Annotated in this window: 11 protein-coding genes; 8 read left to right on the top strand and 3 right to left on the bottom strand. The window is 64.2% G+C overall.

All coding sequences use genetic code 11. The features are described 5' to 3' along the window. Nucleotides 1-210 precede the first annotated feature (210 nt). Both ACFFWD_RS11830 and ACFFWD_RS11825 read left to right on the top strand, forming a co-directional pair. Nucleotides 211-1,185: a helix-turn-helix domain-containing protein gene (locus ACFFWD_RS11830; protein WP_376965125.1), complete on the top strand. Its 975-nt coding sequence runs from the start codon at nt 211-213 to the stop codon at nt 1,183-1,185. A gap of 49 nt (nt 1,186-1,234) precedes the next feature. Further along, nucleotides 1,235-1,618 (top strand): YkvA family protein, encoded by a 384-nt coding sequence (locus ACFFWD_RS11825; protein ID WP_376965123.1) that lies wholly within the window; start codon nt 1,235-1,237, stop codon nt 1,616-1,618. Here the strand turns inward: ACFFWD_RS11825 and ACFFWD_RS11820 are convergent. Continuing rightward, complete coding sequence (locus ACFFWD_RS11820; protein WP_376965121.1) at nt 1,615-4,044, bottom strand: TonB-dependent receptor; 2,430 nt, start codon at nt 4,042-4,044, stop codon at nt 1,615-1,617. The genes ACFFWD_RS11825 and ACFFWD_RS11820 overlap by 4 nt on opposite strands. Before the next feature lie 139 nt (nt 4,045-4,183). Further along, nucleotides 4,184-5,548: a histidine kinase gene (locus ACFFWD_RS11815; RefSeq protein ID WP_376965119.1), complete on the bottom strand. Its 1,365-nt coding sequence runs from the start codon at nt 5,546-5,548 to the stop codon at nt 4,184-4,186. Between the two features lie 178 nt (nt 5,549-5,726). Here ACFFWD_RS11815 and ACFFWD_RS11810 point away from each other — a divergent pair, with 178 nt between their 5' ends. Further along, entirely contained in the window at nt 5,727-6,347 is a 621-nt protein-coding gene (locus tag ACFFWD_RS11810) for a response regulator (protein WP_376965117.1), read from the top strand. A gap of 24 nt (nt 6,348-6,371) precedes the next feature. Then, the gene (gene fghA / locus ACFFWD_RS11805; protein ID WP_376965115.1) at nt 6,372-7,217 is read left to right on the top strand and encodes an S-formylglutathione hydrolase; all 846 of its coding nucleotides are present in this window, start codon (nt 6,372-6,374) and stop codon (nt 7,215-7,217) included. Nucleotides 7,218-7,229: 12 nt separating this feature from the next. On the opposite strand, the gene ACFFWD_RS11800 is transcribed toward fghA, so the two are convergent. After that, nucleotides 7,230-7,748, bottom strand: coding sequence for a DUF3280 domain-containing protein (locus tag ACFFWD_RS11800; RefSeq protein ID WP_376965113.1), 519 nt, complete (start codon nt 7,746-7,748; stop codon nt 7,230-7,232). A 111-nt stretch (nt 7,749-7,859) separates the two neighbouring features. On the opposite strand from ACFFWD_RS11800, the gene pedA1 reads away from it, so the two are divergent. Genes pedA1 through pedC form a run of 4 tightly spaced genes read left to right on the top strand, consistent with a single transcriptional unit; the run spans nt 7,860 to nt 11,690 of the window. Next, nucleotides 7,860-9,041 (top strand): lanthanide ABC transporter ABC transporter substrate-binding protein PedA1, encoded by a 1,182-nt coding sequence (pedA1, locus tag ACFFWD_RS11795; RefSeq protein ID WP_376965240.1) that lies wholly within the window; start codon nt 7,860-7,862, stop codon nt 9,039-9,041. Between the two features lie 14 nt (nt 9,042-9,055). After that, nucleotides 9,056-10,027, top strand: a complete 972-nt coding sequence (locus tag ACFFWD_RS11790; protein ID WP_376965111.1) for a YVTN family beta-propeller repeat protein — start codon at nt 9,056-9,058, stop codon at nt 10,025-10,027. Next, nucleotides 10,024-10,845: a lanthanide ABC transporter ATP-binding protein PedB/LutE gene (gene pedB, locus ACFFWD_RS11785; protein ID WP_376965109.1), complete on the top strand. Its 822-nt coding sequence runs from the start codon at nt 10,024-10,026 to the stop codon at nt 10,843-10,845. Before ACFFWD_RS11790 ends, pedB begins: the two co-directional genes overlap by 4 nt. Continuing rightward, nucleotides 10,842-11,690 (top strand): lanthanide ABC transporter permease protein PedC, encoded by an 849-nt coding sequence (pedC, locus tag ACFFWD_RS11780; RefSeq protein WP_376965107.1) that lies wholly within the window; start codon nt 10,842-10,844, stop codon nt 11,688-11,690. Before pedB ends, pedC begins: the two co-directional genes overlap by 4 nt. Nucleotides 11,691-11,704 lie beyond the last annotated feature (14 nt).

Raw genomic sequence — 11,704 nt, 5'->3', positions numbered from 1 at the left:
GCATTAGGGCTCGCATCGTTCGGACGGGTCCCTCTGCGCACCAAGGTTAAGCTTGACGGCACCAAAACTAAGTCAGAGGATTGCCAAAAGGTTCCGGGAGGAACGCCGAAAAACCCTCACCGACCGCTCCAAAGTGGGGGAATCAGGCGTTCGCGGCCCAGGCATTCTCAATGGCAGTCACGTTTGGGGATCGAATCGGTGGCTGGAAACATGTCCGATAAAGTGCATTCGCTCAGCACGTCCGGGTTGACACCAAAACGTCAGATCCAGCGTTGGTCAGATGCACTGACCAATCTGTGCGGCCAGTTCGACGTGGATGCGCTGGAAGGATCATCGCTCGAAGGGCGGATCAACTACACCACTGTGTCGCGGCTCAAGCTGTGCCAGATCGAGGCAAGCCAGCACCGCATTGCGCACACCATCTCGCGCATCAAGTTAAGCGAGCACCCCTACATCAAGATCGTCTTCCAAACCCACGGCGTCTCGCATTTCGAGCAGGAAGGCCGTCACTTCGACATCATGCCGGGCGACTGCTTCGCCTATGACGTGTCTTGCCCGCACACGATCATCAGCCCGTCGCTGACCCGTCACGAAGTGGTCATCGTGCCGAAGGACCTCCTGAAAGAGCGCGGCTTCCAGCTCTCCAAGATGGCGCCGTGCAAATTGTCGGCGCGCAACGGCACCGGCCGCATCGCCTATGACTTCGTGCACGCCGCCTTCGGCGAGGCGCCGAAACTGTCGCCGCTCAACGCCGTCGGCGTGGCCGATTCCCTGATCGATCTGCTGCTGCTGCCGCTGCGCGAAACCGGCGCGATGTTCGACCGCGGCAGCGCCGAGGCCACCTACGTGCGCGCGCAGGGCTTCATTCGCGAGCATCTACGCGACCCCGACCTGTGCATCGATCGCATCTCGGCTGCGCTCGGCTGCTCCAAGCGCTATTTGCACATGCTGTTCAGCGATCGCGGCATGACGGTCAGCGACTACATCTGGCGCGCCCGCCTGCAGCACTGCCGGCAGGAGCTGGAATCCCAGAACGGCAAGACGATCACCGATGTCGCATTCTCGTGGGGCTTTTCGAGCTCCTCGCATTTCAGCCGCGTGTTCCGGAAGTATTTCGGCGTCGCGCCGTCGTCCGTCAACAAGGGACAGCACGGTGGCGTGACTGCGGATGTGGTGCTGGAATAGCCTCCTCGCGCCGAATTGACCGGAATGACCTGGCCGGCACCCTCATCTCATGCTTTCCAGCATCAAGGCCTGGGCGCGCGACCTCAAGCGGGACAGCTATGCGCTCTATCTCGCCTCCCGCGATCCCCGTGTGCCCTGGTACGCCAAGGCCCTCGCGATCGCGGTCGCAGCCTACGCCCTCTCGCCGATCGACCTGATTCCGGACTTCATCCCGGTCCTCGGCTATCTCGACGATCTGATCATCCTGCCACTCGGCATCTGGCTTGCGATCGCGCTCGTTCCCGACGCCGTAATGGCGGAATGCCGAGCGCGCGCCAGCGCCGCTGCGGGGCGCCCGATCAGCCGGGCGGGGATGGTCGCGATCATCCTGGTCTGGATTGCCGGAGCGATCGCGCTCGTATGGGCGGTCGCGGCGAACTGGCCGCGGGTTTAAAAAGTTGCCCGCAAGCCGGCATAGAAGGCGCGCGGCCGCGCCGGGCTGAGCGTCCGGGCGTCCGTGAAGGGCGCGCCACCGTTGGCGAAATTGGGCAGCGAGGTGATGTCGAAGAACGTCCCATGCGTCGAGTAACGATGGTCGAAGATATTGTCGACACGACCGTAGATCTGGAACGTCTTGTTGATCTGATACGAGGCGTGGGCGTTGAACACGGCGTACGACGGCAGCTTCTGCGCCTGGTTGGATTCGTCACCGACGAAATACTGGCTGCTGACCCACAGCGCATCGCCGCCGACCTTGAACGCGTCGGTCACCGCATAGTCGAAGCCGGCCTTGATGCGATGGCGCGGAATGGCGGGAATCTGGTTGCCCGGTGAGATATGCACGGTCCCGGTGACGGGATCGCGGAATGGGCTGTTTGAGGCGACATCGAGCGAATCCAAGAAGCGCGCATCGACGAGGGCATAGCTGGCGTAGAGCTGCAATGCGCGCGATTTCAGATTGACCTCGGCCTCGATCCCCTGCCGCCGTGTCGATCCGACGTTCTGGAAGAAGCCAAAGCCCTGCACCACGGGGCTCGGAATCGCCAGGATGTCGTCGTCGTTCCTGGCGCGGAAGCCGCCGAGCTTCCAGCTGAGTGTGCCGAGATAGGTATCTTTCGTGCCGCGCAGACCCGCTTCGACGGTCCGCGAGACCACCTGCTTCAACGTGGGGTCGGAGACCAGGAACGCCGCAATAAGGCAGGGGTTGTTGGGATCGGCGCAGCCGAGCTCCAGCGGCGTCGGGGCTCGGTTGGCCTCCGAATAGCCGGCATAGGCGGTCAGCTCCGGCGTGATCTTGTAAGTGGCGCCGATGATCGGATTGAAGCGGTCGTATTGGTGATGGCCATTCAGCTCGGTCCCGATCAGGTCTTCCAGCGTGATGCGGGCGGAATTGAACCGGCCGCCTCCGGCGATCGAAAACCTGTCGGTGACATCGAACGTGTCGAGCGCGTAGATGCCGGCGTACTGGTTGGTGGTCCGCAGCGATACCGGACCGATCGATACGGGACTGCCGGATTGCCCGAGGAAGATCCCGCTTCCACTCACGACATAGTTGGTGCCAATGGTGCTGAGCTCGGCGCTGGCATCGAACCAGCTGACGCTGGAGTCGAAGCTGCCGCCGATCGTGAAGCGATTGTTATGCCCGAACAGCTGATCATCGTTGGTCGCCTGCAGCGACAGGCCGGCAGTCGTCGATTTGACCGTTGTCCGGTCGAGCTCGCCCAGAACCGCACCGTCGGGGAACGGATTGGCGAGCTGAACGCCATTCAAGCCATTGGCCGGCGCCATATTTTCACCAAAGCAGAGCAGCGTGTTGTCGGTATCGCAGGGCCGGGTGCCGGTCGGGTTCCCGTCGACCGTATTCTGCTTGAACACGCGCAAATGCGCGGCGCCCTCGACGGTCCAGGTCGGCGTCGCCTCGACCTTGCCGGTCAGGTTGAAATAGCCGACCTGGTGATGTGAGGTTTGCGGCGTGGTGTAGGTCGCGCCCCAGTATTGCTGGAGCAGCTCTGCCGGCACCGCGACCGTGGCGCCGAACTTGTTGTCGGCGACCCCCATGTTGAGGTGGAACTCGCTGACATCGTTCCTGTAGGCGACATCGCCATAGAAGCGGCGGATATCCGACGGCGAGAAGTTCCGGAAACCGTCGTCGTGCAGCCCTTCCAGAGCGCCGTAGACGGCGAAATTGTCGACCTGCTTGCCCCACTGCGCCGAGCCCTGAATGCGGCCGAACGAGCCGCCCATCATGTTGATCTCGGCGCCCTGGTAGCTGAAGCCGTCCTTCATCTGGATGTTGACCGCCCCGCCAAGCGCGTTCAGGCCGAAGGCCGGATTGTTGGTCACGACCGCGACGGACTTGATCGCCGCGGTCGGGATCAGGTCCCAGTTGACGGTGTCGCCGAACGCTTCGTTGATGCGCACCCCGTTCTGATAGACCGCGAGCCCCTGCGGCGTGCCCGCGATAGGAGATGCAACAAAACCGCGGAACTGCACATCCGGCTGGAATGGATTGCCGGAGACTTCGTTCACGATGATGCCCGGCACGGCTTGCACGAGCGCATCCGTGATGTTGGCCGAGCCGGTCCGCTGGATCTGCTGGCTGTCGACAAGGTTGACGCTCGCCGGAACCTTGTCCGCATCAATCGCCGACGCGGATGTGGGCGAAGCCGCCGGCGCCGTCGGGATGACAACGCGCGGCCGGGCCCGAGCGACACGGGTTGCGTCTCGCGGGCGACTGCGCTTCGCGCCTTCACTGGGTGCCGTAACCACGACCGGCGGCAGGGTCTCGACCTGCTCCGGCCCGGTCTGGGCATCGCAAACGTCGCTTCCGGCAACGACACCGGCCGCAATCGACGCGACCATTATGAACCGCACGCCCATCCATCCACCCACCACCGCCCGGCATCGTTGATCCCCGCCGGTTCGTGCCACGATACTAGTGAGCAAATTTGCGATCGCGCCATCCATCATTGTTCCCGAAAGACTCGGGAAAATATCCCGACCAAGGTCGTATGGCTCCCTAGGGTTGCGCGAGCTTCGGAACGAACGCCTCGACCGTCACGCCATCGTCGCCGGAATTGACGCTGAGCGTCCCTCCCAGCGCCAGAATTCGCTCGCGCATCCCGGTCAGGCCATGTCCGAGCTTGTGATCGGGCTGCAGACCGCGACCATTGTCGCGAACCCGCACCAACGCGCAGCCCCGGCTGCCACGCAGTCCGGTCTGCTGTTCCGCGGGCTCGATGGTGATGCTGACCGCCGTTGCGCCGGCGTGGCGAAAAACATTGGTGAGGGCCTCCTGGACGATGCGGTAGATCGTCAGGTCCGCCGTCTCGCCGGTCTCGCCAAGCGCACCCGAAATGCTGCTTTCGATCTCCACGTCGGGGTGCGATTCGCTCCACAGCCGCACCAGCGCGCACAGCGCCTCGCGCAGTCCGAGCTCGGCCAGGCCGACCGGGCGCAGCCGCTCGAGAATGCGGCGAGTGAATTGCTGCAGCGCATTGACCTGTTCGAGAATGGCGTCGCCATGCTTGCGCAGCGCCGCGGGATCGGGGTCGTCGACCTCGGACAGCCGCATCAGGGCACCGGCATGCGCGCGCAGCGCAAACAGATACGGCCCGAACTCGTCGTGCAGCTCGCGCGCGATCTCCTTGCGCTCGGAATCCTGCAGCGACACCGCGCGCTCGGCGAGCTGGCGCTTGCCCTCCACCGCCTCGCCCAAAGTTGCGGCGAGATGGTTCAGCTTGGCACAGATGGCGGCCAGTTCAGGCGATCCGCCGGGCTCGACACGCGCGTCGTAGAACCCGGCCTCGATATTGGCCATCGTCTGCGACAGGGCCTCGAGCGGTGCCAGCGCACGGCCGACGACCAGCATGGTGACCAGAAACAGCGCAACCGCGATCGCCGAGCCGACCTCGAGCTGGGTGACGATGCCGTCCCAGATCTCGGCCATTTCGTCGTCCGGGTGCGAGGTGATGACGAGCGATTGCGGCTTGCCGCGAATGGAAATCGGCACCCGCACCGAGGTTTGCTCGGGGTGAACCAGCGCGACGAACCACGCCGGCGGCGCGCGAGGATCCGCGACTTCCTCGGCGCGCTCGACGGCTTTTGCGGTCGCATCATCCTGCCGCGTCACGCTGACGTGACGGAGCCGGCTCAGGTCCTGGACGATCCGGTCGAGCCGCGCATCGGGATCGGGCGCGTCGTTGAGACCTGCCACGATCGTCTCGACGAACTCGCGCGCCAGGCGGATCACACTCTGGTCCTCGGCCTGAACGCGAGGCCCGGCCTCCAGCACGAGCCGGGCGATATTGATCGCGAGCCCCAGCGTCAGCACCAGCACCAACAGCACGTTGATCCGCGCCCGCAAGGATAATTTCTGCCACATTGCGTTGTCCCCGACCCGCGTGTCCTCCTCCCAGAGGATCGTTGACAGCCAAATTTGCCCGGCTATCTAATCCCAGCCTACTGCAAACTCGCACCAGGTGCACAAGCAGATCGGAACCGATCCTGGTGCAAGGTGATGTGATAATGAATGGATTGACGCAGGTCCACGGGACAACGCCATGCGCATTCTGATCGTTGATGACCATCCGATCGTTGCATCGGGCTGCCGCACTGTGTTTGGCGACGATCCCGCGGTTGCGCTATTGGATGCGTCCGATGCCGAAAGCGGCGAACGGGCATTCGTTGCGGAAAAGCCGGATATCTGCGTGATCGACATCAACCTGCCGACGGTGTCCGGCTTCGAGCTGGCGCGCCGCATCCTGGCGCGCGATCAGACCGCGCGCATCATCATGTTCAGCATGAACGACGATCCGGTGTTCGCCGCGCGCGCGATCGACATCGGCGCCAAGGGTTATGTGTCCAAGACCGGGGACCCGAATGACCTGGTGGAAGCGGTCCGCGAGGTCGGCAATGGCGGCGTTTACTTGCCGCCGGCGATCGCGCGCAGCGTCGCCTTTGCGCGGCCCACCTTTGCGCAAAACCCGCTCTCGAAACTGACCTCGCGCGAGATGGAGATCTTGCGGCTGCTCTCCTCAGGCAAGAGCCTGTCCGAGATCGCCTGGCTGGTTCATTCCTCCTACAAGACGGTCGCCAACACCTCCTCGATCATGCGCCAGAAGCTTGGCGTGCGCACCTCGGCCGAGCTGGTGCGGCTCGCGATCGAGAGCGGTGTCGCCTGAGATCGCGCCCCGGAGTCAACGATCATGACAATGCAGACGCTTTCGCTCAACGAATCCCATGGCGGCATCCAGGGCGTTTATCGCCACCCGAGCCGTGAGACCAAGACCGACATGACGTTCTCGGTTTTCGTCCCGCGCCGCACCGCCGGCGCCAGGCTGCCCGTCGTCACCTATCTATCGGGCCTGACCTGCACCCACGCCAACGTTACCGAGAAAGGTGAATATCGCCAGGCCTGCGCCGAGCTTGGGCTAATCTTCGTGGCGCCGGACACCAGTCCGCGCGGCGAAGGCGTGCCCGGCGATCCGGCCAATGCTTACGATTTCGGGCTCGGCGCCGGCTTCTACGTCGACGCCACCGAAGAGCCGTTCGCGCGCAACTACCGCATGTGGAGTTATGTGACCGAAGAACTGCCGAAGCTGGTCGCCGGGCATTTTCCGGTCGATGCGGCACGGCAGTCGATCCTCGGCCATTCGATGGGCGGCCATGGCGCGCTGACGGTCGCGCTGCGCAATCCCGGCCGCTATCGCGCGGCAAGCGCGTTTGCGCCAATCGTTGCGCCCTCGCAGGTGCCGTGGGGCCAGAAGGCGCTGGGCGGCTATCTCGGCGGCGACAAGGCCCGCTGGCGCAAGCACGATGCCGTGGCATTGATCGAGGACGGCGCGAAGTTCTCCGAGCTGCTGGTCGACTATGGCGACGCCGACCAATTCCTCGCCGAACAGCTTCGCCCCGAACTCCTGAAAGCCGCCTGCGAAAAGGCCGCCATTCCCCTCACCCTGCGCCGCCAAGGCGGCTACGACCACAGCTACTACTTCATCTCGACCTTCATGGCCGATCACCTGCGCTGGCATGCCGCGCGGCTGAAGGCCTGATCTCGCCTCGACCTATTTCAGCTGCGGCGCGCCGTAATTCGGCGCGAGCAGCCGGTTGCGCACGAGATAGCCTGTCGCGCGCGACCAGGTTTCGTCGGTGTTGCCGCGCATGTCGGCACTCATGACCGCGAGCAGCTGCCCGCTATGAACATCGCGCAAGTAGAGATTGACGTTGAGGATCAGGTTGGAAACCTTCTGCACCACGCCGATGATCAGGAGATCGGCGCCGAGTTCACCGGCGAGCTTCACGTCGCATCCGCCGCAAGCCTGGAGATTGCTGCCGTGCGCCGCAGCATTGACCGGCGCGATGTCGAGGACGTCGAACTTGCCCGACTGCGCCAGCTCCTTGCGCACCTGCTCGCCCGCGCGCATCAGCCGCGCCTGCTCCTCGGCCTGCACGCCGTTCACCTCCCCCTGCAGGCTGGTATCGATCATCTCGAAATCGAACACCGCAAGCTTGGGCGGGCCGGCAAGCGCCGGCGTCGACATCATGATCGGCAGCATCATGGCAAGGACGTAAGACACTCTCATGATCGTGAACCGGTCGGGATGTGCGATCCCTGCAACGACAAAAAGCGGGGTTGCAAGCTAGGCCAATTCGGTCATGTTGCAAGCCAAGAGGAAGACGTGACGGGAGGACTTATGTTGCGATGGCTGGTCGGCACCATTGCGCTCGGCATGGTTGCGACGCGGGCGCTGGCGGCCGATCCGACCGAGATCCATATCGGCTATCTCGGCCATGCCGGTGTCAAATCGAAACTGTCCCTGGTCGAACAACCCGCCGACAATGACGGCATCGCCGGCGCACGACTTGCGATCGAGGACAACAACACCACGGGCAAGTTCCTCAACCAGCGCTTCACGATCGAGGAGATTCGTCTGAAGGGCGGCGAGGACGTCGCCAAGGCCGCCACCGCGCTCGCCGGCCGCAACGACTATGTCATCGCCGACCTGCCCGCGGATGCGCTGCTCAAGGCCGCCGACGCGCTGCGCGAGCGCGGCACCGTGCTGCTGAACGCCGGCGCGATCGACGACCGGCTGCGCGAGCAGGACTGCCGCGCCAACATCATCCATGTCGCACCGACCCGCACGATGCTCGCGGACGCGCTGGCGCAATATCTGGTCTGGAAGCAATGGAAGCGCTGGCTGTTGGTCGCCGGCTCGCATGAACAGGACAAGCTCTACGCCGAGGCGCTCAAGCGCGCCGCGACACGCTTTGGTGCCAAGATCGTGCAGGAGCGGATATTCGAGGACACCGGCGGTGCGCGCCGCACCGACAGCGGCGTGACGCTGATCCAGCGCCAGATGCCGGTGTTCACCCAGCAGGCCCCGGCCTATGACGTGCTCGTCGCCGCCGACGAGAGCGATGTGTTCGCGGCCTATCTGCCCTACCGGACCTGGGATCCGCGGCCCGTGGCAGGTTCGGCTGGACTGGTGCCGACGAGCTGGGACCCGGCGCAGGATCAATGGGGCGCGGTGCAAATGCAGAACCGCTTCATGAAGCTGAACTCGCGGCGCATGACCGCGCTCGACATGCAGGCCTGGACCGCCGCGCGCATGATCGGAGAGGCGACGTCGCGCACCAATTCCGGCGACCCGAAGAAGGTCCTTGCCTTCCTCAAGGGACCGGATTTTTCCGTCGCCGCCTTCAAGGGCACGCGGTTGACATTGCGGGACTGGAATCTGCAGCTGCGCCAGCCGATCCTTCTGGTCGACGGGCGCATGGTCGTTTCGGTGTCGCCGCAGGAGGGCTTCCTGCATCAGGTCTCCGAGCTCGACACGCTTGGTGTTGACCGGCCCGAGACGAAATGCAAGCTGCAGTGAGGGAGAGTGAACGGATGTGGCGCCGCCGCCTGCTAATCGGACTATCAGCCTGGCTTGCCGCCACCGCGCCGGCGTCCGCCTTTGTCGCCTACGTCTCCAACGAGAAGAGCAATACGGTCTCGGTGATCGACACCGACAGCTGGACTGTGACCAAGACCATCAAGGTCGGCCAGCGGCCGCGCGGCATCGAGTTCACGCGCGACGGCAAGTTCGTGATGGTCGCGGTCGGCGACGACGACACCATCCAGCTGATCGATGCCAAGACCCAGGAGATCGTCGACACCCTGCCCTCCGGCCCCGACCCTGAACTGTTCACCCAGGACGCCGCCGGCAAGACCATGTATGTCGCCAACGAAAACGACAATACGGTCACGATCATCGATCTCGAAAAGCGCGCCAGGCTCGGCGACATCCAGGTCGGCGTGGAGCCCGAGGGCATGACGATCAGCCCGGACGGCAAGATCCTGATCAACACGTCCGAGACCACTAACATGGCGCATTTCATCGACACGGCAACGCGCCAGATCGTGGCGAATGTGCTGGTCGACGCGCGGCCGCGCTTTGCCGAATTCAAGCGCGACGGCTCCGAGTTGTGGGTGTCCTCCGAGATCGGCGGCACGGTGTCGATCGTCGATCCCGTCAAGCATGAGGTGACCGGCAAGATCACCTTCGATATCCCCGGCCTGCGGCGCGAGGCGATCCAGCCGGTCGGCATCGGCATGACCAAAGACGGCAAGACCGCGTTCATCGCGCTCGGTCCCGCCAACCGCGTCGCTATCGTCGATGGCGCGAGCCACAAGGTGACGAAGTATCTCCTGGTCGGCCAGCGCGTCTGGCACATGACCTTCACGCCGGACGAGAAGTACCTGCTGGTGACCAACGGCGTCTCGAACGACGTCTCCGTCATTGATGTCGCGGCCCAGAAGGTGATCAAGACCATCCAGGTCGGCGAACTGCCCTGGGGCATCACGATCGCACAGCCATGACCGCAACCGACGCGCCCATCGCCAATCAGACCTTGCCTGACCCGGGTGCGCGGCAAGGCGGCGCCGCGCTGCCTGCGCTGTCGATCGGCCACATCAGCCATTCCTACGGACCGCGGCGTGCCTTGATCGATGTGAGCTTCACCGTCGAACCGGCGAGCTTCACCGCGCTGCTCGGCCTCAATGGCGCCGGCAAAAGCACGCTGTTCTCGCTGGTGACGCGGCTGTTCGGCATTCAAAACGGACAGATCAGCATCTTCGGCCACGACATCAGCCGGGCGCCTGGCGAAGCGCTGCGGCTGCTCGGCGTGGTGTTCCAGCCGCGCACGCTCGACCTCGACCTCTCGCTGACGCAGAACCTGCTGTACCACGCCGCATTACACGGCATCTCGCGGCGTGAGGCGCGCCTGCGCGCCGGCGAGGTGCTGACCCGCATCGGCCTCGCCGACCGCGCCGGCAGCAAGGTGCGCGACCTCTCGGGCGGCCAGATGCGGCGGCTCGAAATCGCCCGCGCGCTGTTGCACCGGCCAAGGCTCTTGCTGCTCGACGAGGCGACCGTCGGCCTCGACGTCAAGGCGCGCGCCGACATCCTCGACCACGTCCGCCAGCTCGTCACCGAACAGGGCATCGGCGTGCTCTGGGCAACCCATCTGTTCGACGAGATCATGCCGAGCGACAATCTTGTCGTACTGCATCAGGGCAAGGTGCTGGCCAACGGTCAGGTCTCGCGCGTGATCGCTGAGACCGGCGCCCAGGACGTCAACACCGCGTTCATGCGCCTGACGGGGACGGCAACGCTTTCGGGAAAGCCGGCAACATGAGCAGCACGACCGCCTCCCCGTCAAGAACCGGATTCTCGCTGTCCGAATACGTCATCTGCCTGAACGGCATTGTGTGGCGCGAGGCGTTGCGCTTCCTGCATCAACGCGAGCGCTTCGTGTCCGCGCTGGTCCGGCCGCTGGTGTGGCTGTTCATCTTCGCCACCGGCTTCCGCCAGGTGCTCGGCATCTCCATCATCCCGCCCTACGAGACCTACATCCTCTACGAGGTCTATATCGCGCCCGGCCTGATGGCGATGATCCAGCTTTTCAACGGCATGCAGTCGTCGCTCTCGATGGTCTATGACCGCGAGATGGGCAATATGCGGACGCTTCTGGTGAGCCCGCTGCCGCGCGGTTACCTCCTGTTCTGCAAACTGCTCGCGGGCACCGCGGTCTCGCTGCTGCAGGTCTATGCCTTCCTGCTGATCGCCTGGTTCTGGGATATCGCGCCGCCTGCGATCGGCTATCTCACGGTGCTGCCGGCGCTAATCCTGTCCGGCCTGATGCTGGGCGCATTGGGCATGCTGATCTCGTCCGGTATCAAGCAGCTCGAGAATTTCGCGGGTGTGATGAACTTTGTCATCTTCCCGATGTTCTTTGCGTCTTCGGCGCTGTACCCGCTGTGGCGGGTGCAGGAAGGCAGCCCGATGCTGTACTACATCTGCCTGTTCAATCCGTTCACGCATGCGGTGGAACTGATCCGCTTTGCACTGTACGGGCAGATGAACTGGGTCTCACTCGCCGTTGTCGGCGGCTGCACGATAGCCTTCATGATCGGCGCGATCTATGCTTACGACCCATCGCGCGGCCTGGTGCGCCGCGGGCCCGGCGGAGGCGAAGCATGACCTCGCGGAGTGCA

Source organism: Bradyrhizobium erythrophlei (assembly GCF_042430365.1).
Lineage (GTDB): Bacteria > Pseudomonadota > Alphaproteobacteria > Rhizobiales > Xanthobacteraceae > Bradyrhizobium > Bradyrhizobium erythrophlei.
This window is presented reverse-complemented; position numbering and strand designations above follow the sequence as displayed.

Excerpts from the sequence above, each read along its gene's own strand:
- pedA1 (WP_376965240.1), top strand. The coding sequence starts at position 7,860 with ATGTTGCGATGGCTGGTCGGCACCATTGCGCTCGGCATGGTTGCGACG.
- ACFFWD_RS11815 (WP_376965119.1), bottom strand. The coding sequence starts at position 5,548 with ATGTGGCAGAAATTATCCTTGCGGGCGCGGATCAACGTGCTGTTGGTG.
- ACFFWD_RS11825 (WP_376965123.1), top strand. The coding sequence starts at position 1,235 with ATGCTTTCCAGCATCAAGGCCTGGGCGCGCGACCTCAAGCGGGACAGC.
- ACFFWD_RS11820 (WP_376965121.1), bottom strand. The coding sequence starts at position 4,044 with ATGGGCGTGCGGTTCATAATGGTCGCGTCGATTGCGGCCGGTGTCGTT.
- ACFFWD_RS11810 (WP_376965117.1), top strand. The coding sequence starts at position 5,727 with ATGCGCATTCTGATCGTTGATGACCATCCGATCGTTGCATCGGGCTGC.
- ACFFWD_RS11830 (WP_376965125.1), top strand. The coding sequence starts at position 211 with ATGTCCGATAAAGTGCATTCGCTCAGCACGTCCGGGTTGACACCAAAA.
- ACFFWD_RS11790 (WP_376965111.1), top strand. The coding sequence starts at position 9,056 with ATGTGGCGCCGCCGCCTGCTAATCGGACTATCAGCCTGGCTTGCCGCC.
- pedC (WP_376965107.1), top strand. The coding sequence starts at position 10,842 with ATGAGCAGCACGACCGCCTCCCCGTCAAGAACCGGATTCTCGCTGTCC.
- pedB (WP_376965109.1), top strand. The coding sequence starts at position 10,024 with ATGACCGCAACCGACGCGCCCATCGCCAATCAGACCTTGCCTGACCCG.
- fghA (WP_376965115.1), top strand. The coding sequence starts at position 6,372 with ATGACAATGCAGACGCTTTCGCTCAACGAATCCCATGGCGGCATCCAG.
- ACFFWD_RS11800 (WP_376965113.1), bottom strand. The coding sequence starts at position 7,748 with ATGAGAGTGTCTTACGTCCTTGCCATGATGCTGCCGATCATGATGTCG.